At 68.6% G+C, this 17,497-nt stretch carries 18 protein-coding genes; 12 read left to right on the top strand and 6 right to left on the bottom strand.

What is annotated here, in order from left to right; all coding sequences use genetic code 11:
- Window positions 1-115: 115 nt before the first annotated feature.
- The 3 genes from MRBLWO12_RS08685 to prfB are packed head-to-tail and all read left to right on the top strand — an operon-like array spanning window position 116 to window position 3,416.
- Window positions 116-1,279: a sensor histidine kinase gene (locus MRBLWO12_RS08685; protein ID WP_363554574.1), complete on the top strand. Its 1,164-nt coding sequence runs from the start codon at window positions 116-118 to the stop codon at window positions 1,277-1,279.
- A complete protein-coding gene (locus MRBLWO12_RS08680; RefSeq protein ID WP_363554572.1) occupies window positions 1,267-2,250 on the top strand; it encodes a hypothetical protein in 984 nt (327 codons plus the stop codon). The genes MRBLWO12_RS08685 and MRBLWO12_RS08680 overlap by 13 nt, the downstream gene beginning before the upstream one ends.
- A 56-nt stretch (window positions 2,251-2,306) precedes the next feature.
- Entirely contained in the window at window positions 2,307-3,416 is a 1,110-nt protein-coding gene (gene prfB, locus MRBLWO12_RS08675) for a peptide chain release factor 2 (protein ID WP_363554570.1), read from the top strand.
- A gap of 57 nt (window positions 3,417-3,473) precedes the next feature.
- On the opposite strand, the gene MRBLWO12_RS08670 is transcribed toward prfB, so the two are convergent.
- The 3 genes from MRBLWO12_RS08670 to MRBLWO12_RS19595 form a co-directional block, all read right to left on the bottom strand.
- Window positions 3,474-4,487 (bottom strand): DUF2510 domain-containing protein, encoded by a 1,014-nt coding sequence (locus MRBLWO12_RS08670; RefSeq protein WP_363554568.1) that lies wholly within the window; start codon window positions 4,485-4,487, stop codon window positions 3,474-3,476.
- 189 nt (window positions 4,488-4,676) lie between these two features.
- Window positions 4,677-5,765 carry a DUF2510 domain-containing protein gene (locus MRBLWO12_RS08665; RefSeq protein ID WP_363554566.1) on the bottom strand — a complete coding sequence of 363 codons (1,089 nt, stop codon included), beginning with the start codon at window positions 5,763-5,765 and terminating at the stop codon, window positions 4,677-4,679.
- Between the two features lie 87 nt (window positions 5,766-5,852).
- Window positions 5,853-6,029, bottom strand: a complete 177-nt coding sequence (locus MRBLWO12_RS19595) for a hypothetical protein (RefSeq protein ID WP_414685512.1) — start codon at window positions 6,027-6,029, stop codon at window positions 5,853-5,855.
- Here MRBLWO12_RS19595 and ftsE point away from each other — a divergent pair.
- From ftsE to smpB, 3 genes are all read left to right on the top strand, one after another.
- A complete protein-coding gene (gene ftsE / locus MRBLWO12_RS08660) occupies window positions 5,949-7,049 on the top strand; it encodes a cell division ATP-binding protein FtsE (protein ID WP_363554564.1) in 1,101 nt (366 codons plus the stop codon). The two genes, MRBLWO12_RS19595 and ftsE, sit on opposite strands and share 81 nt — an antisense overlap.
- Window positions 7,046-7,960, top strand: coding sequence for a permease-like cell division protein FtsX (gene ftsX / locus MRBLWO12_RS08655; protein ID WP_363554562.1), 915 nt, complete (start codon window positions 7,046-7,048; stop codon window positions 7,958-7,960). Before ftsE ends, ftsX begins: the two co-directional genes overlap by 4 nt.
- A gap of 98 nt (window positions 7,961-8,058) precedes the next feature.
- Entirely contained in the window at window positions 8,059-8,535 is a 477-nt protein-coding gene (smpB, locus tag MRBLWO12_RS08650; RefSeq protein ID WP_141871349.1) for an SsrA-binding protein SmpB, read from the top strand.
- 16 nt (window positions 8,536-8,551) lie between these two features.
- On the opposite strand, the gene MRBLWO12_RS08645 is transcribed toward smpB, so the two are convergent.
- Window positions 8,552-10,417: a S9 family peptidase gene (locus MRBLWO12_RS08645; protein ID WP_363554560.1), complete on the bottom strand. Its 1,866-nt coding sequence runs from the start codon at window positions 10,415-10,417 to the stop codon at window positions 8,552-8,554.
- A 44-nt stretch (window positions 10,418-10,461) separates the two neighbouring features.
- Window positions 10,462-11,148: a transcriptional repressor LexA gene (gene lexA, locus MRBLWO12_RS08640; protein WP_141871351.1), complete on the bottom strand. Its 687-nt coding sequence runs from the start codon at window positions 11,146-11,148 to the stop codon at window positions 10,462-10,464.
- Window positions 11,149-11,458: 310 nt separating this feature from the next.
- On the opposite strand from lexA, the gene MRBLWO12_RS08635 reads away from it, so the two are divergent.
- The 4 genes from MRBLWO12_RS08635 (at window position 11,459) to hisH (ending at window position 14,227) form a co-directional block, all read left to right on the top strand.
- Window positions 11,459-11,821: a LysM peptidoglycan-binding domain-containing protein gene (locus MRBLWO12_RS08635; protein WP_363554558.1), complete on the top strand. Its 363-nt coding sequence runs from the start codon at window positions 11,459-11,461 to the stop codon at window positions 11,819-11,821.
- A 62-nt stretch (window positions 11,822-11,883) separates the two neighbouring features.
- Window positions 11,884-12,978, top strand: coding sequence for a histidinol-phosphate transaminase (locus MRBLWO12_RS08630; RefSeq protein ID WP_363554556.1), 1,095 nt, complete (start codon window positions 11,884-11,886; stop codon window positions 12,976-12,978).
- Window positions 12,975-13,592, top strand: coding sequence for an imidazoleglycerol-phosphate dehydratase HisB (gene hisB, locus MRBLWO12_RS08625; protein ID WP_363554554.1), 618 nt, complete (start codon window positions 12,975-12,977; stop codon window positions 13,590-13,592). Before MRBLWO12_RS08630 ends, hisB begins: the two co-directional genes overlap by 4 nt.
- Complete coding sequence (gene hisH, locus MRBLWO12_RS08620; protein WP_363554552.1) at window positions 13,589-14,227, top strand: imidazole glycerol phosphate synthase subunit HisH; 639 nt, start codon at window positions 13,589-13,591, stop codon at window positions 14,225-14,227. The genes hisB and hisH overlap by 4 nt, the downstream gene beginning before the upstream one ends.
- 19 nt (window positions 14,228-14,246) lie before the next feature.
- On the opposite strand, the gene MRBLWO12_RS08615 is transcribed toward hisH, so the two are convergent.
- Window positions 14,247-15,218: a MinD/ParA family ATP-binding protein gene (locus tag MRBLWO12_RS08615; RefSeq protein ID WP_363554550.1), complete on the bottom strand. Its 972-nt coding sequence runs from the start codon at window positions 15,216-15,218 to the stop codon at window positions 14,247-14,249.
- A gap of 653 nt (window positions 15,219-15,871) precedes the next feature.
- Here MRBLWO12_RS08615 and priA point away from each other — a divergent pair.
- Window positions 15,872-16,618 (top strand): bifunctional 1-(5-phosphoribosyl)-5-((5-phosphoribosylamino)methylideneamino)imidazole-4-carboxamide isomerase/phosphoribosylanthranilate isomerase PriA, encoded by a 747-nt coding sequence (gene priA / locus MRBLWO12_RS08610; RefSeq protein ID WP_363554549.1) that lies wholly within the window; start codon window positions 15,872-15,874, stop codon window positions 16,616-16,618.
- Window positions 16,602-17,411, top strand: a complete 810-nt coding sequence (locus MRBLWO12_RS08605) for an SseB family protein (protein ID WP_363554547.1) — start codon at window positions 16,602-16,604, stop codon at window positions 17,409-17,411. Before priA ends, MRBLWO12_RS08605 begins: the two co-directional genes overlap by 17 nt.
- The last annotated feature ends 86 nt before the right edge of the window (window positions 17,412-17,497 follow it).

The raw sequence follows: 17,497 nt of genomic DNA, 5'->3' as shown, positions 1-17,497 counted from the left end.
ATCCGTGCCGCGTACCCGGTCGTGCACGCGGAGAGAAGTCCCACGCGCGGATTGCATATTGGTTGCGGGCGGGCGGATGCACGACACTGAGCGGGGGGATTACAGGAGGCTGCCGATGGGGACTCGGCTTTCAGAGCAGCGGGTCGCGGACCCGCGCACCGACAGACAGGTCGGGTGGCTGATCGCGCTGGGGTCGATGGTCGGAGCATTCGCGCAGGCCGCGCCGCTCTCGTTCGTGCAGGCGGGGTTGTTCGAACCCTGGTGGCAGGTCGCCTCGTGGATGTGCATCGGATTGTTCGTCGTGATCGCGGTCGGCGGTCGAGTGCTGCCGATGAGGGTGCTCCGGGTGCTCTGGGTACTGATCCCGACGTGCGTGTTCTCTCTGCAGTTGCTGTCTTTCCTCGCCTACACGGGCCCGGAGGAGGGCGTCGTGCCCTGGGTGTGGATGATCGAGCCCGGTTCGGTGACCCTGCTCGTGTTGCTCTTCCGGCCGCTCGTCGCCGTCGCGCTCACCGTCTTCTCCGGGGTGACGGTCGCTCTCTCCGCGTGGATCTTCACCGGCGCCGTGCCCGAGGTGATCGCTGCGGCGACCCCGATCCACGTCAGCAACATCGGGTTCGTGGTGATCTTCATCGGCATCCGTGGACGTATGACGCAGCTGCGTCGCCTGGAGGAGGACGCGCGCCTCGCGGCGGAGCGCCAGGCGCGTCAGGAAGCCGAGACGGAACGCAACGCAGAACTGCAGCGTCTCGTGCACGACGAGGTGCTCTCGGTGCTCGCCGCTGCGGCCCTGTTCCGGGGTGCCGCGCCTCGCGAACTGCAGGACGAGGCGGCGCATGCGCTCCTGGTGCTCAGAGACTCGGTCGACTCGGATGGTGACGCCGACCCGGGGGCTGTCATCGCTGCCGCGGAGGCGGCGGAGGAGATCCGCCTGCGCGCGGCGCGTTTCTCTTCGGTGGAACTGCGCATCGATGATCGCGGAGGCTCCCTGCCGGCCGACGTCGTGCAGGAGGTCTCGGCAGCCGCATCCGAGGCGATCCGCAATGCGCGACGTCACTCCGGTGCGGAACGTGTGGTCGTCGATGCGTTGTTCTCCCACGACCGCATCAGCGTGGTCGTGCGCGACGACGGTGCCGGCTTCGACCTGGCGACGGTTCCCGCCGAGCGTCTCGGGGTGCGCGACAGCATCATCCGCCGCATCGAGGAAGTCGGGGGCAGTGTGCGGATCGTGTCCGCTCCAGGCGCGGGTACGGAGGTGTCGCTGACATGGACACGGTGACATCGAGCGGTACGGGTGCGGCCGGCCTCGCCACGAGGGGCGCGCGCTGGGCGATGATCGCGGTGTGGTGCTGCGGCATCGCGCAGGGCGTGATCGAGGGGCGGTTCGCGCCACCGGCTCCGGCGTACCTCGCCGCGCTGCTCGTCGCCGTGCTGGGCGCGATCGTGCTGACGTATCGCAGCGACGAGCCGCTGCGCGGGCTGCGGGCCTGGGCGGTGCCGGCGGCGACGCTGACCACGACGGCACTGATGTTGACGGTCACCAGCCAGGCGGATGCGACGTGGGTCATCGACTTCGCCTCCTACCTCGTCGCACTGCAGATCGGACGCGGCAACACGGTGATCGGTGGGATCGGTGTCGTCGCTCAGCTCGCGCTCGTCGTCGGATGGGGAGCCCTCACCGGCCAGTCAGCAGCGGGCATCGGCGCCATGGTGAGCATTCCGATCATGTCGGGCATCGTCGGAGTGATCTGGCGGCTGACGTTGCGCCACATGGTCGCGCGCGAACGAGCGCATCGTTCCGAGGCGGCCGAGAGCGCCCGTAGAGGAGCCGCCGCGCGCGCGGCCGCGGAACAGTACCGTGCGGAGCTCGGTGCGATCACGCGAGAGGTGGAGGCTGTGTTGGAGCGGCTGCGGGATGCCGAAGGGATCGATGATGACTTCCTCACCGAGCTGACCGCGCGGGAGGGCACGATCAGGGATCGCATCCGCTCACCGCGCCTGCACCATCCCGCCATCGCCGATGCCGCCGCCGTGGCGCGCAGGCGAGGAGTGCGGGTCGCGATACTCGCGAACCACGTGCCGGATGCGCCGCGGATCAGCGATCGTACGGCCAGGGAAGTGGCCGCAGTGCTCGCCGGTGTCGAGGAAGGCTCGGTGGTGATCTCGTCGGGTGCGCGGGCGGTGGAGGAGCTGAGCATCGTGATCGACACGGGGGAGGAGCATCTTCGCCTCGAACTCTCCGTCCGGTGAACGGCTGTTCGCGAACCGGCGGCGCGGAAGCCGGCATCAGGATAGGCTCGTTTATCATGCTCGAACTCGATCTCTCCGCCGACATCCAGGCGCTCAGGCACACCTTCGGCGACATCAGCGAGGTCGTCGATGTCTCCCGTCTTCGCGACGAAATCGCTCGGCTCAGTGAGGAGGCCGGCGCGCCCGACCTCTGGGACGACACCGAGAATGCTCAGAAGGTGACCAGCGCCCTCAGCCACCGGCAGTCCGAGCTCGCCCGCATCACCGGCATCGCCCAGCGACTCGACGACCTCGAGGTGCTCGTCGGCCTGGCGAACGAGATGGGTGACGAGGACTCCGCCCAGGAGGCGCGGGTCGAACTCGCCGCCCTCACCGACCTGATCAACCAGCTCGAGGTGCAGACGCTGCTCGACGGCGAGTACGACGACCGCTCTGCGATCATCACGATCCGCTCGGGTGCCGGCGGCGACGACGCCACCGACTTCGCCGAGATGCTCATGCGCATGTACCTGCGCTGGGCTGAGCGTCACAAGTACCCCGTCAAGGTCATGGACACCTCGTACGCCGAGGGCGCGGGCATCAAGTCCGCCACCTTCGAGATCGATGCGCCCTACGCGTTCGGCACGATCTCCGTCGAGGCCGGCACGCACCGTCTCGCGCGCATCAGCCCGTTCGGGTCTGCCGACAAGCGTCAGACGTCGTTCGCCGCGGTCGAGGTCATCCCGCTCATGGAAGAGGCCACCGAGGTCGACATCCCGGAGAACGACATCCGTGTGGACGTCTTCCGCTCCTCCGGTCCTGGTGGGCAGTCGGTCAACACGACCGACTCCGCCGTGCGCCTCACCCACCTTCCGACCGGCATCGTGGTGTCGATGCAGAACGAGAAGTCGCAGATCCAGAACCGTGCGGCCGCGATGCGCGTGCTGCAGACCCGCCTCCTGCTGCTCCAGAAGGAGCAGGAAGCGGCGAAGAAGAAGGAGCTTGCGGGAAACATCACCGCGAGCTGGGGCGACCAGATGCGCTCGTACTTCCTCTACGGGCAGCAGTTGGTGAAGGACCTCCGCACCGGCCAGGAATCGGGCAACCCAGCAGCCGTGTTCGACGGAGACCTCGACGACTTCATCTCGGCCGGCATCCGCTGGCGCAAGCGTCCCAGCGACGACTGAGCATCGAGACAGGAAGAAGGCCCCGGATCCGTCCGGGGCCTTCTTCAACTCGTCGGCTCAGTAGGCGGAGTCTTCGAGGGTGCCCGTCACCTCGTCATAGCTGAAGACGATGCAATGGACGGTGCGGTCGCTCCACCGCATCCAGGACGTCTTGGTCGGCTGGTAGCTGTAGATGTCGAGCACGGACTCTTCGTAGGGAACTCCGACGAACGCCTCGAACTCCGCGACGCAACCGTTCCAGGCGCTGTCGAGGAGTGCGTCATCACCGGGAAACTCCCCGTCCTCGGCCTGGTAGATGAAGTAGACCTCATCGGTATGGGGCTGGTCGCACGGGACGACGGGCAGCTCGGAGATCTCGTCCTCGTCGTAGTCGAACAGGGGGATGCAGTCACCCACTGCGAGCTCATCGAAGGAGACCATCTGGGCGCCCTCGATATCGGCGGGGTCCTCGCCCTGATCGCCCTCGTCGCCCCGGGCGGAGGAATCGGAATCCGGCGACGACGGAGCGCTCGGGACATCGCCGGCCTGCGGTGACGGGGTGAGCCCCAGTGACACGAGTGAGACGGCGACAGCGAGGACCGCACCGATCACGGTCACGGAGATGCCCGCGATCCCCGGCCACTTCGCCTGACGGAAGAACAGCGAGACGAGGCTGACCGTGAGGGCGAGTCCGAGGACGACCCATCCGATGAGGGCCAGTGCGGGAACGCAGGCGAGCACGGCGCCGGCGGTGGCGAGGATCAGCCCGATGAGTCCGAGAACGGACATCCTTCGCGGCGGCAGCGACGGTGTGGACGATGGGGGCGCCACAGCCTGCGCCATGGAGGCGGGCTGGGCGGCGTCGGGGAGCCCGCCGGGGTACGCGTTCGACGCGGGAAGCACGAACGGCGGTGCGAACGGCGCGATCGCCGTGTCGGCGTCGGAGGTCGATACCGGGGCCGGGACAGAGGCAGCGGACGGGAGTTCAGCGGCCGGTTGCGGCGTCGCCACGACATGCGCTGTCCACTGGATTCCGTCCCACCAACGCCGGTTGCCAGAGCCGTCGTCGTACCATCCGGCAGGTGTTGTCATCGAGCGTCTCCGTCGTCTGTCCTCGGTCGTGATCTGCGTGACGAGGAATCAATCGCGGCGGGGGCGAGTTTACAGAATTCGTCGTTCAGGATGACGGTAGCGGCGGGTCGGGCGCGATGTCCACCGACACGATGAGGAAGGCCCCGGGAACAGTGCGCTCCCGGGGCCTTCCTCATCGTCATGCGCGTGTCAGGGGACGAGGCACACCGGCAGCGCATCCGTGAAGGTATCGGTGAACGCAAGGATCACGTCAGGGTCGGTGAACGTCGCAGATTCTGCGGAGGCGATCAGGCGCAGCGTCTCGTCGTCGAGGTCCGAAGCGACGAACTCGTCCGCGAAGCAGGCGATGTGCTCGTCGGTATACCCCTCGGCTCCGGTCGATGCGACGATGGCCGCGATCCCGACGGCGACCTCCTCAGCGGTCGGCCGACCGGTGCCGGTCGTGCCGCCATCGGTTTCGCTGGGCTCGGTCGCCTCGATAGAGGGCGAAGAGGTGGGGAGGTTGTCGATCTCGCTGCTCACACCCTGCGCGAGGGCGAAGAGGTACACGAACGACATCACGATGCCGATGATCGTGCCGACCACGGCGAGGATCAGACCCGTGATGCCCGGCCACTTCTTGCCCTTCAGGAAGAGCGAGATGAGCGAGACGATGAAGCCGGCGGCGAGCAGGATGAACCCGATGAACCCGATGACGGGGATGAAGACCAGGATCGTGCCCAGCACGCCCAGTCCGAGCCCGACCAGTCCCAGGACCGAGACCTTCTTCGGCCCTTCGGGGGCGGCCTGCGCGTAGGGGGCGGCGGCCGGGTAGCCGGTCGGCGCGGCGGAGTAGGCACCCGGGTACACCGGTGCGGATCCCGGATAGCCCGCGGCGGGCTGGCCCGGCGCGGCAGCCGGGTATGCCGGCGCTGCGGGGGCGGCGTAGGCCGCGCTGGCGTCGTCGAGCGGCGTCGTCGACGCGGTCGCTTGCTGTCCGGCGAACGCGCTCGGGTCGGACGACTCGGCCGGAGTCGTCGGCGGCACGGACGAGTCCTGCGCCTCCGGCGTGATGACGGTCTCTTCGGTCGGGCGGATCACGGTGTCGTCGATCGACGGCTCCTCGTAAGCCGGTGTCTCGTACGCCGGAGCGTCCTCGGCAGCCGGGACTTCCGCCGCTGCGGCCTCAGCTTCGACTGGAGCCGCGGCCTCCGGAGCGAAGTGCTCGGTCCACTGCTGGCCGTCCCACCAACGCTGACGTCCCGATCCGTCGTCGTACCAACCTGCAGGTGTCGTCATGATTCCCCCTAGAAGCAATGGGCCGGGCGCGACTGCGTCACCGGCACCCTCATGTTAACAGGGGGCTGTGACATGGCAGGGGGTTTCCTATGGGGAGCAATACCCATCGGATGCGGAGACGGACGCAGCGCGCGGGGTGTCGCTCGCGGCCAGCCGAAGAGGCACGCTTAGGCTCGTAGCGCCATGATTCGGTTCGAGAACGTCACGAAACGCTACCGCGGGACGTCGAAGCCCGCTCTGTCCGGAGTCGACTTCGAGGTGCAGCGCGGGGAGTTCGTCTTCCTGGTCGGAGCCTCAGGTTCCGGCAAATCGTCCTGCCTGCGGCTCATCCTGCGCGAGGACGTCCCCACCTCGGGGAGGGTCGCGGTGCTCGGCAGAGACCTGCGCTCGCTCGCCAACCGCAAGGTGCCCTACTTCCGGCGCCACATCGGCTCGGTGTTCCAGGACTTCCGGCTGCTCCCGTCGAAGACCGTGTACCAGAACGTCGCTTTCACCCTGCAGGTGACGGGTTCTTCGCGCGGCTTCATCCAGCAGGCCGTCCCGGAGGCGCTCGCGCTGGTCGGGCTCGACGGCAAGCAGAAGCGGATGCCCCACGAGCTCTCCGGTGGCGAGCAGCAGCGCGTCGCCATCGCCCGTGCGCTCGTCAACCGCCCGCAGGTGCTCCTCGCCGATGAGCCGACGGGCAACCTGGACCCCGCGACCTCGGTCGACATCATGCAGCTGCTCGCCCGGATCAACGCGGGTGGCACGACCGTGCTGATGGCGACGCACGAGGCCGCTTTCGTCGACCAGATGCAGCGTCGAGTCATCGAGCTCAGCGACGGCGAGATGGTGCGCGACGAGGTGCACGGCGGATACGGCGACACCTCGAACATCCCGCGACTCGTTCCGGCCGAGGTGCGCGGTGCCGCTGCGGTCGCCGCACTCACTGCGGTGCAGGAGGTGCAGCGTCAGACGGCCGACCTCTCCATGGTCCGCGCCGCGCTCGCCGAGGAGCTGAGTGAGCAGCGCAAGGCCGCAGCCGCCGCTCCGGCTCCGGAGCCCGCCGCGGCTCCCACCCCCGCCGCGGCTCCCGCCCCTGTCGCCGAGACCATGCCCGCAGAAGCCGTGGTGCCGCCGGAGCAGGTCGCGGCGCAGAGCCCGACGCCCGTCGAGCCTCCGGCCACGGTCGGTCCGCGCACGCATCCCATCGTCCTGCCGCAGGTCGATGTCGCCGAACTCGGCGTCGCCGACCGTCTGGGACTCTCCGACGGCGACGATGAAGAAGTGGGGCCGACCTCATGAGAATCGGTCTGATCCTGGCTGAAGCCCTCGGCGGCCTCCGCCGCAACATCTCGATGGTCATCTCCGTCGTGCTGGTGACCTTCGTCTCGCTCACCTTCGTGGGCGCGGCGATCCTGATGCAGAGCCAGATCGGCGTCATGCGCGGCTACTGGGCCGAGCGTGCCCAGGTGGCGGTCTACATGTGCTCCGCGGTCTCGGAGTCCGACACCTGCGTCGACGGGGCCGCCAGCGACGAGCAGGTGGAAGCCGTCAGGGCGCAGCTCGAAGGCGACGCGCTCTCACCGCTCATCAGCTCGATGACCTTCGACACCAAGGAGGACACCTACGCCAAGCTGGTCGAGCAGCTCGGTGCCGACCAGGCCAGCGTGCTCACGCCGGACCAGGCCTTCGAGGTGTTCTTCGTGACGATGAAGGATCCGGGGCAGTCTCCGGTGCTCGCCGAAGCCTTCAGCGGCCAGGCGGGCGTGGAGCAGGTCAAGGACCAACTCCAGTATCTGGAACCCCTCTTCTCCGCGCTCACGGTCGCGACCTACATCGCGGTGGGTATCGCGGTGCTGATGCTGATCGCGGCGACGCTGCTGATCGCGACCACGATCCGGCTGTCCGCCTATGCGAGACGCAAGGAAATCGGCATCATGCGTCTGGTCGGCGCCTCGAACAGGTTCATCCAGACCCCCTTCGTGCTCGAAGGCGTGTTCGCGGCCTTCCTAGGATCCGCGCTCGCGAGTGCGGCCGTCGTCGCCGGTGTGCACTTCGGCGTCAACGGATATCTCCGCGGGCGGGTGCCGTTCATCACGACCTGGATCACGTTGCAGGAAGCCACACTCGTGGTGCCCGTGCTGATCGGCATCGGCGTCGTGCTGGCCGCCCTGTCAGCCGGGTTCGCGATCAGACGCTGGCTGCGTACCTGACCCGGCCCCGGTCGGGTGCAGGCGCCAGGCTCGGTATAGACTGAAAGGCTGCTCAGCCGTTCCATGTCGCTGAGCTCATCGACACACAGGAGAGCATCATGCCCAGGGAACGCGGGGAGAAGGTCATCGCGACCAATCGTCGCGCACGTCACGACTACAACATCGAGAAGTCGTACGAGGCGGGGATGGTGCTCACGGGCACCGAAGTGAAGTCGTTGCGCCAGGGGCGTGCCAACCTCAGCGACGGGTACGCGTTCATCAAGGGCAACGAGGTCTTCCTCGACTCGGTGCACATCCCGGAGTACTCCCAGGGGCATTGGACGAACCACACCGCCAAGCGCGTGCGCAAGCTGCTGCTGCACCGTGAGGAGATCGCGAAGCTGGCGCACGCCGTCTCGGCGGGTGGATACACGCTGATCCCGCTCAAGCTCTACTTCTCCGACGGTCGGGCCAAGGTCGAGATCGCTCTGGCGAAGGGAAAGCGCGAGTACGACAAGCGTCAGACCCTGCGCGAGCGCCAGGACACCCGCGAGGCCGATCGGGCCATGCGGCTCCGCAATCGCGTCGGAGAATAGTCCGCCGACCCCGGGATCAGAGCTGGGGACGGAATCCGAAGACGCGACCGAGGAACGTCAGCTCCCTCTCCAGGGCGTCGACGACGGTCTCTGCCCGGCGGAAGCCGTGCCCCTCTCCGGGGTAGAGAACGTACTCGTGGTCGATCTCGCGCGCGGCCAATGCGTCACGGATCGCCGCGGACTGCGAGGGCGGAACGACGCGGTCGTCCTCTCCCTGCAGCAGGAGCACGGGCACCTCGATGCGTGCCGCGGAGGAGAGCGGGGAGCGGTCGATGTACAGCTGTTCCGCCTCGGGCAGCGGACCGACCAGGCTCTCGATGTAGTGCGCTTCGAAGTCGTGCGAGTCCTCCGCGAGCATCCGTAGGTCGGAGACGCCGTAGCGACTGATGCCTGCCCCGAACGCGCCACCGCGCACGAGGGCGGAGAGAACTGTCCAGCCCCCGGCGGAGCCGCCGCGGATCGCGATCCGCGCGGGATCGGCCAGCCCGACGTCGGCGAGTCCTCGTGCGGCGGCGATCACGTCGTCGACGTCGACCACGCCCCACTGACCGCGCAGCCGCTCACGGTAGGCGCGGCCGTACCCGGTCGAACCGCCGTAGTTCACGTCGAGCACACCGATGCCGCGGCTCGTGTAGAACGCGACAGCGGCGGATGCGGCTCCGGTCACGTGCGCGGTCGGTCCGCCGTGCACGAGCACGACATAGGGCGGCAGCTCGTCGGCGGGGGCGGAGACGTCCGGGTTCGCCGGCGCGTAGGCGTATGCATGCACCGGACCGTGCGCGCCTTCGATGTCGATCAGTTGCGCGGCGGGCATCCACGCGGGATCCACGCTCTCGCCACCACGCACCGCCGTCACCTCGCCGGAGTCCAGGTCCACGCACCACACGCCAGGGCTCACGCGCGAGCCGTTGCCGGAGAGCAGCACGCGGCTGCCGCTGACATCGTCCACACTCACATGCCCGTCGCAGGGCACGTCCAGCTCACGGACATCGCCATCGGCATCGATCACGACGATGCGGTCGCGTCCGTTCGTGCGCACCGCGACGATCCGCCCGTCGGCGAGCGGCAGGAACCACCGGTTGCCCAGCACCCACAGTCCATAGCCGGTATCGGCATCCGCGGGGGCGATGATCTCGGCGGGGCCGCGTGCGGTAATCCCGTCCAGCTGGATGCGATGCAGGAGCCAGCGCCCGGAGGGGTCATCGGCGTAGAGCAGCGCGTCGTCGGCGATCCACTCGGGTTGCAATGCCGCCTGAGCGGGGAGTGACGCTGCCTCGCGGCCGTCCACGGTCGCGATCCGGAGCGCGGCGGCATCCCACGGCATCCGCTCGCCGCTCCACTCGACCCAGGCGATCCGCGAGCCGTCGGGGGAGAGGGCCGGATGCGCGAAGAAGGAGGGACCTTCGGCGAACACCTGGATCGCGGTCGCATCGTCGGATGCGGAACCGTCCCGGGGGATGCCCACGATCGCTCGTCTATGGGGCGAGGAGGTCAGATCCTCGCGTACTGCGAGCAGGTGGCCATGCTGCCACCGCAGACCGCCGTGCGCGGGGCCTTCGGGCGTCAGCGGCGTGATGTCGCCGTCGCCGGAGCGACGGTAGACGCGCTGATCCCTGGCGTCGACGAAGTACAGGATGCCGTCGGGATCAGCCGTCCACGCCCCTCCGCCGTACTCATGCACTCGCGAACGCGCGCTCCAGGGGCCCTGCAGGACCTCTCGTCCCGTCGATGACCGCACGGTCACTCGACCGCCCTCGGTCGGCACGGACTCGCCCCACCAGATCTCTTCTCCCACGAACCGTGCTCCGTCGAAGCGGGGTGACGAGACGGCGACCGATGCCGCCGAGAAGGGGGAGGGCCAGGACCCGTGGGGCGAAGTCATGCCTCGAGCCTATGCGCGCTGCACTGCCGATGCGCGCCAGGCGATCAGACGGCGCGGAGCACGGCGACGACCTTACCCAGCACCGTGGCCTCATCACCGAGGATCGGTTCGAACGCCGAGTTGCGGGGCAGCAGCCAGGTGTGACCGTCACGTCGGCGGAAAGTCTTGACCGTCGCCTCGTCGTCGAGCATCGCTGCGACGATCTCACCGTTCTCTGCGCTGTTCTGCGAGCGGATGACGACCCAGTCGCCATCGCAGATCGCGGCGTCGATCATCGACTCACCAGACACCTTGAGCATGAAGAGGTCGCCCTTTCCCACGAGCTGACGGGGGAGGGGGAAGATCTCCTCGACCTGCTGCTCCGCGGTGATCGGCACACCGGCGGCGATGCGACCCACGAGCGGCACGAGCGCGGCGTCACCGACCGGCGTCGCCACATCAGCCGGGTTCTCGGTGCTGGAACCGGGAAGATCGATCAGCACCTCCATCGCCCTGGTCTTGCCGGGGTCGCGGCGGAGGTAGCCGCTCAACTCCAGCTGCCCGAGCTGGTGCGTCACGCTGGAGAGCGACTTGAGTCCGACCGCGTCGCCGATCTCGCGCATGCTCGGCGGATAGCCCTGCTGGGCGATAGAGGCCTGGATGACCTCGAGGATCGCCATCTGCTTGGGGCTCAGGCTCTTCCGACGGCGCGTGCGCGGTGCCTCTGGCTCGGGGGCTGAGTTCTCGCTCATCATGCTCCTTCGGTACGCGTTTCCGACGCCGCTCTTCGAATGTCGGAGGCCCGTGGTGGGGTGTTCCTATCGAAACCGTATCCGAGAATCATGCGGATCTGGAAGATCTGTTCGAGCGTGTCGGCGGATTGGCGGCTGCGGTTTCGAAGAAAGCTTGACAGATGTTCGAACTCGAAGATATCTTCGGAACGTAGCTTCGCATTCAGCCCTCCCGGCCGAGTGCAGAATGCGAACGCTACGCCAACTTCCACCGGCCCGTGCGGCAGGTGGCTGATCCTCCCGGTAACGGGGCGACGCAGAGGAGCACACCATGAGCACCATCACCTTCAGCACCGCAGCAGTCATCCCGGCTCGTCCGGCGACGCGTCTTCGGCTGACGGTTCGCGGTCGCCGCGTGCTGCTCGCTCTCGCTGCCCTGCCACTCGCTGCGGGTATCGCCTTCGCCGCGATCAGCGGCGGTAGCGCCCTCGCATCGAACGAGAGCACTGGAACGGTCAGCTTCGAGACGGTCACGGTTCTCCCCGGCGATACGCTGTGGTCGATCGCCAGCGAGATCGCGCCGACCGCCGACCCGCGCGAGGTCATCGGCGAGATCACCCGCCTGAACCTCCTGCAGACCGGCGAGCTGCAGATCGGCCAGTCGCTGTCGATTCCCGCGCAGTACACGAGCTGACGCACTCGAGCGTCACTGCCCCTCTGCCAGAACGCTCTCGGCGTCCCGCCGAGCGTTCTAGCATGGGTAGGGTGACCGCTTCCCTCGATGACCTGCCGCTTCGCGACGACCTCCGCGGGCTGACCCCGTACGGTGCCCCGCAGGCGCCGCTGCCGATCGCCCTCAACGTGAACGAGAACACCCATCCGATTCCCGACGAGGTGGCCAGCGACATCCTCGATGAGATCGCTGTCGCCATCCGTGACGTGAATCGCTACCCCGACCGTGAGTTCACGACCCTCCGTGAGGGTTTCGCTGACTACCTCGGGCACGGTCTCGAGGCGGACGGCATCTGGGCGGGCAACGGATCGAACGAGGTGCTGCAGCACATCCTGCAGGCCTTCGGCGGTCCGGGGCGCACCGCCTTCGGGTTCGCGCCCACGTACTCGATGTATCCGCTGATCGCGCAGGGCACAGGAGCGCGCTGGGTCGGCGGCACTCGCCAACCCGACTACACCATCACGCCGGACGAGGCCGCCGCCCAGGTGCGGGCCGTCGATCCCGACGTCGTGCTGCTCTGCTCGCCGAACAACCCGACCGGTACGCCCCTCGGCCTCGATGTCATCGAAGCGGTGTACGAGGTTGCGCGCGGCGTCGTGGTGGTCGATGAGGCGTACCAGGAGTTTGCCCCGCGCGACGCTCCTTCGGCGCTGTCGCTGCTCGCGGGGCGTCCGCGCCTGGCGGTCTCGCGCACGATGAGCAAGGCGTTCGCCTTCGCCGGTGCGCGGGTCGGCTATCTCGCGGCAGACCCCGGCTTCATCGATGCGCTCCGGCTCGTCCGGTTGCCGTATCACCTGAGCGCACTGACCCAGGCGGCTGCGGTCGCCGCGCTGCGCAACGCCGATGTCATGCTCGGCATGGTCGACGAGATCGTCGAGCAGCGTGACCGGATCACCGCGACCCTCGAGGCACTCGGCTACACGCCGCACGAATCCTGGAGCAACTTCGTGCTGTTCGGCGGAGTGGCCGACCCGAAGGCGACATGGCAGAAGCTCTACGACCAGGGCGTACTGATCCGCGACGTCGGCATCCCCGGCCACCTGCGCGTCACGGCGGGCACCGAGGCGGAGACCACGGCGTTCCTCGAAGCGCTCGCCTCGATAGACTCGGCATCATGAGCAGCCTCGCCCTGACCCCGCGCACCGCGAGCCGCGTGCGCGGCACGTCGGAGTCCACCGTCGAACTCGACCTGAACCTCGATGGAACCGGCGCGAGCCGCATCGACACCTCGGTGCCGTTCTTCGACCACATGCTCACCGCCTTCGCGAAGCACTCGCTGACCGACCTCACAGTGCGGGCGTCCGGCGACACCCACATCGACGCCCACCACACGGTGGAGGACGTGTCGATCGTGCTCGGGCAGGCGATCCTCGAGGCGCTGGGAGACAAGTCCGGCATCTCCCGCTACGGCGACGCCCTGGTGCCGCTCGACGAGGCGCTCGCGCAGGCCGTCGTCGACATCTCCGGCCGTCCCTATCTGGTGCACGAGGGGGAGCCGGTCGGGTTCGAGCACCACCTCATCGGCGGTCACTTCACCGGATCGCTCGTGCGCCACTCGTTCGAGGCCATCGCCTTCAATGCCGGTCTCACCGTGCACGTGCGCGTGCTCGGAGGCCGGGACCCGCATCACATCGCCGAGGCGGAGTACAAGGCGTTCGCGCGCGCATTCCGTCAGGCCAAGGCGCTCGACCCCCTCGTCGAGGGCATTCCGTCGACCAAGGGCGCGCTGTGACGCGCGCCCCGAAGGTCGCGGTCTTCGACTACGAGTCGGGGAACGTGCATTCCGCCGTCAAGGCCCTCGCCGCCGCCGGGGCCGACGCGGTGCTGACGCGCAACCGCACAGAGGCGCTCGAGGCCGACGGCCTTGTCGTGCCCGGCGTGGGAGCGTTCGCGGCGGTGCGGGATGCGTTGCACGCGCACGGGGGCGACGAGATCATCGACCGTCGTCTCGCCGGCGGACGCCCGGTGCTCGGGATCTGCGTCGGCATGCAGGTGCTCTTCGCGCACGGCGTCGAGCGCGGCGTCGACTCGGAGGGCCTCGGTGAATGGCCGGGCGCCGTGACCGAGCTCAACGCGCCCGTGCTCCCGCACATGGGGTGGAACACGGTCAGCCCTGGCGAGAACAGCGTGCTTTTCAAGGGCATCGAGGAGGAGCGCTTCTACTTCGTGCACTCCTACGGCGCGCAGTCCTGGGAGCTCGACGTCATCCCGCCGTTCCCGCAGCCGGTGCTGACGTGGACCACGTACGGCGATCCGTTCCTCGCCGCCGTGGAGAACGGGCCGCTCTCGGCCACGCAGTTCCACCCGGAGAAGTCGGGGGAGGCCGGCATCCAGCTCCTGCGGAACTGGGTCGGCAGCCTCCGCTGAGCCTGAGGAGTTCGACGGCTCAGAAACCGCGGGCGACGGCTGCTGCTGCAGACAGCCACGCCCGCTGGGTGCGCTTGTGCAATGCGCCGTAGCGAAGCGGGCCGTCGACCATCTCGTGATCGAACGGGATGCTCACGACCTCCCGTGACAGGGAGCGGTAGCCGTTGGTGACGTGATCGAGCTCGGCAGCCGTCGCTTTCGGATCGGCCTGGGAGACCACGGCGACGGACTGACGCGCCAGCCGCGCGGACCTCTCGTCTCGTTCCTCGAGTGCCTCGATGAGCAGGGCTCCGGCTTCGGCGTGATCCGCGCGCGTCGTGGTCGCGATCACGAGCTGGTCTGCATGGTCGATCATCCGCAACCACATCGGGTCCGACTCGTCGTTGCCGGAATCGATCACGATCAGTCGGTAGAACTTCGCCGCGACGGAGTGGATCGCGTCGACGTCCGTCGGACTCAGCCGGTTCTCGTGAGCGAGCCTGATCGGCTTCGAGCGCAGCACGTCGTACTTCTCGCGGGGCTGATGGTGCATGAAATGCGCAAGATCAGCGGACTGCGCTCCGGTGCCCAGCAGTCGCTGAGACTCCGGGAGCAGCTCGAGGAGCGTGCGATCGTGCGCTCCCGTGTCGGTGCGCCAGCCCAGCGTGCCACGCGTCTGGTTGTTGTCCCACGCGAGCACTCCGGCGCCGCCGTAGCGGGCGAACACGGCGGAGAGCAGGATGGTCGTCGGGGTCTTCCCGGCGCCCCCTTTGCCGTTCACGACCGCTATCGTGCGCGGTCCTGGCCAGTGCTGACTCACCGCGAGCTCGTCGTCACGAGCCGACTGCTCGTCCGCCGAAGGACGGATGCGCAGGCCGAGGCGGTTGAGCGCGCCGCGGGCGCCCTCACGGGCCGGCTCCTCGGGGCGCTCGGTCTGCAGGAACGAGTCCCGTTCGCGCACCCGCTGCTCACGACGTGATTCCGCCTCGATGTGTGCCGGGGTCGACGGCACAGGCCCAGGCGCCGAGGACGCCGGCACCGAGGGTGCAGGTGCGGGTGGCGCGGATCTGGATGAGGCCGGGACGACAGGCGGCGTCGGTGTCTGAATCCCTGGCGTGGGTGCCTGAAGCCCCGGCGTCGGGGCCGCGGGCATCCGGGGCACGGCCGTCGGTGAGGTCGATGCACCCGCGGGGCCGGGCGCGAGCGGGCGGCGGGGGACGGTGTCGGTGGGGGCCGTGGCCGGCACGGCGACCTGGGATGCCGGTGACGTCCCCGTGGGCGGCGTCACCGGCGCCGGCGGCAGCGGGCGCGGAGGTGCGGATGGCTGCGGGGCGCGGTCTTCGCGGGCCTCTGCACGGGTACGGCGGTACGGCGGCTGAGCCGGTGGCGTGGGTGCCGTCGCCGGCCGCGGAGGAACCGCGGGGGCGTCGGTCGAGAAGAGCGGGACAGACTCGACGAGCGGGGGCTGATCGTCGCGTCGACGCGCGCCGGTACCCGGTGTGGCTTCTTCGTGGGGTCCGGACATGATGACTCAGCCTATCCCGTGCGTTTCCGTCACGTTTCCCCTGCATTTGGAGGGTGACCAGGGTCGCGATACTCTCGGTTCTCGTGCGTCCGTGACGGGTGTGCTCGGACCGCTGATCTGAATCCTCACCTTAGGAACCCATGAACGACTTCGCGCAGTCTCCCTCACTCACGCTTCTCCCGGCCGTCGACGTCGCCGGTGGAAAGGCCGTTCGCCTCACGCAGGGCGAGGCCGGCACCGAGACCAACTACGGCGACCCGCTGGATGCCGCAGGGGAGTGGGTGTCGCAGGGGGCGAAGTGGATCCATCTCGTCGACCTCGACGCTGCGTTCGGTCGCGGCAGCAACGCCCCCATCCTGCGCAAGGTCATCAAGCAGTACCGCGGTGTCAACATCGAGCTGTCCGGTGGCATCCGCGACGATGCGACCCTCGAAGCGGCGCTCGAGAGCGGCGCGACCCGCATCAACCTCGGAACCGCGGCTCTCGAGAACCCCGAGTGGGCCGCCGACGTGATCGGACGCTACGGCGAGGCGATCGCCGTGGGTCTCGACGTGCGAGGCACGACTCTGGCAGCACGCGGCTGGACCAAGGAGGGTGGTGACCTCTGGGAGGTCCTCGACCGCCTCGAGGACGCCGGATGCAGCCGTTACGTCGTCACCGATGTCACCAAGGACGGCACGCTGCGCGGACCGAACCTCGAACTGCTGCGCGAGGTCGCATCGCGCACCCCGAAGCCGGTCGTGGCTTCCGGGGGAATCTCGAATCTGGACGACATCGCGGCGCTGCGCGAGCTCGTGCCGCTCGGCATCGAGGGCGCGATCGTCGGCAAGGCTCTCTACGCCGGTGCGTTCACGCTGGCCGAGGCGCTGGATGTCGCAGGGGACTGACGACGCCTGCGGTCACGGTGACCACGGGCACGCTGCCGCGAACCGCGGGGACTCCGCGGGCGTCCCCTGGGAGGGGCGCAGCTTCGAGTCGAACCCGCATGCGGAGGATGACGGCTCCGCCGACCCCGCACTGCTCGCCGCCCTCCTGCGCTTCCGTGCAGGCGAGGGCAGTCAGGTCGAGGTCGTCGATGCCTTCCGTTCCGCACGGGTGCTGATCCCGCTGATCGCCGAGAAGGGCGAGGAGGGCATCGCGCCGAGCGGTCTGGCTGTCGACAAGACGCAGGAACTGTCGATCGTGACCGTCGCAGCCCCGGACGGGCGTCGCGTGCAGCCGGTGTTCTCCTCCGTCGAGGCGATGCAGAAGTGGGATCCCGCGGCACGACCGATCCCGGTCGAGGCGCTTCGGGCTGCCCTGGCGGCGTCCGCGGAGGACACCGACCTCATCGTGCTCGATCCGACATCCGACACCGAGTTCGTCTTCCGGCGACCTGCGGTCTGGGCGATCGCCCAGGGGCATACCTGGGAGCCGAGCTTCCTCTCCGCCGAGGTGTACACCGCGCTCCAGGAGAGCGTCGCGCACGAGCTCGCCGTGATCGATGTGGCGGTCGCCTCGGGGGATCCGGATGCCCGCCTCCGCGGCCCCGAGCTCGTCGTGATCCTGGAACTGGTCGACGGCTTGGAGCGCGAGGTGCTCGACGCCGTGCTGTCCCGCCTGGCGCAGCGCTGGGCCGCCGATGACCGTATCGCCGTCCTGGCCGATTCGCTCACCGTCAAGCTCCGCCGCAGCGCATAGAAGCCCTCTGCTGCTCCCACCGGCCTCAACGAGGGCGACCGCGGAGCGGGTCGGGACGTCGCGGGAGCGAGCATCGGGAGGGGCCC

Origin of the sequence: Microbacterium sp. LWO12-1.2 (genome assembly GCF_040675875.1) — a bacterium.
Lineage (GTDB): Bacteria > Actinomycetota > Actinomycetes > Actinomycetales > Microbacteriaceae > Microbacterium.
This window is presented reverse-complemented; position numbering and strand designations above follow the sequence as displayed.

What these genes read in the sequence shown, in the direction of transcription:
- hisB (WP_363554554.1), top strand. Translation starts at nt 12,975, where the DNA reads ATGAGCAGCCTCGCCCTGACCCCGCGCACCGCGAGCCGCGTGCGCGGC.
- MRBLWO12_RS08670 (WP_363554568.1), bottom strand. Translation starts at nt 4,487, where the DNA reads ATGACAACACCTGCCGGATGGTACGACGACGGCTCTGGCAACCGGCGT.
- priA (WP_363554549.1), top strand. Translation starts at nt 15,872, where the DNA reads ATGAACGACTTCGCGCAGTCTCCCTCACTCACGCTTCTCCCGGCCGTC.
- MRBLWO12_RS08685 (WP_363554574.1), top strand. Translation starts at nt 116, where the DNA reads ATGGGGACTCGGCTTTCAGAGCAGCGGGTCGCGGACCCGCGCACCGAC.
- lexA (WP_141871351.1), bottom strand. Translation starts at nt 11,148, where the DNA reads ATGAGCGAGAACTCAGCCCCCGAGCCAGAGGCACCGCGCACGCGCCGT.
- MRBLWO12_RS08665 (WP_363554566.1), bottom strand. Translation starts at nt 5,765, where the DNA reads ATGACGACACCTGCAGGTTGGTACGACGACGGATCGGGACGTCAGCGT.
- ftsX (WP_363554562.1), top strand. Translation starts at nt 7,046, where the DNA reads ATGAGAATCGGTCTGATCCTGGCTGAAGCCCTCGGCGGCCTCCGCCGC.
- MRBLWO12_RS08630 (WP_363554556.1), top strand. Translation starts at nt 11,884, where the DNA reads ATGGGTAGGGTGACCGCTTCCCTCGATGACCTGCCGCTTCGCGACGAC.
- ftsE (WP_363554564.1), top strand. Translation starts at nt 5,949, where the DNA reads ATGATTCGGTTCGAGAACGTCACGAAACGCTACCGCGGGACGTCGAAG.
- MRBLWO12_RS08635 (WP_363554558.1), top strand. Translation starts at nt 11,459, where the DNA reads ATGAGCACCATCACCTTCAGCACCGCAGCAGTCATCCCGGCTCGTCCG.
- MRBLWO12_RS08680 (WP_363554572.1), top strand. Translation starts at nt 1,267, where the DNA reads ATGGACACGGTGACATCGAGCGGTACGGGTGCGGCCGGCCTCGCCACG.
- MRBLWO12_RS08605 (WP_363554547.1), top strand. Translation starts at nt 16,602, where the DNA reads ATGTCGCAGGGGACTGACGACGCCTGCGGTCACGGTGACCACGGGCAC.
- smpB (WP_141871349.1), top strand. Translation starts at nt 8,059, where the DNA reads ATGCCCAGGGAACGCGGGGAGAAGGTCATCGCGACCAATCGTCGCGCA.
- prfB (WP_363554570.1), top strand. Translation starts at nt 2,307, where the DNA reads ATGCTCGAACTCGATCTCTCCGCCGACATCCAGGCGCTCAGGCACACC.
- MRBLWO12_RS08645 (WP_363554560.1), bottom strand. Translation starts at nt 10,417, where the DNA reads ATGACTTCGCCCCACGGGTCCTGGCCCTCCCCCTTCTCGGCGGCATCG.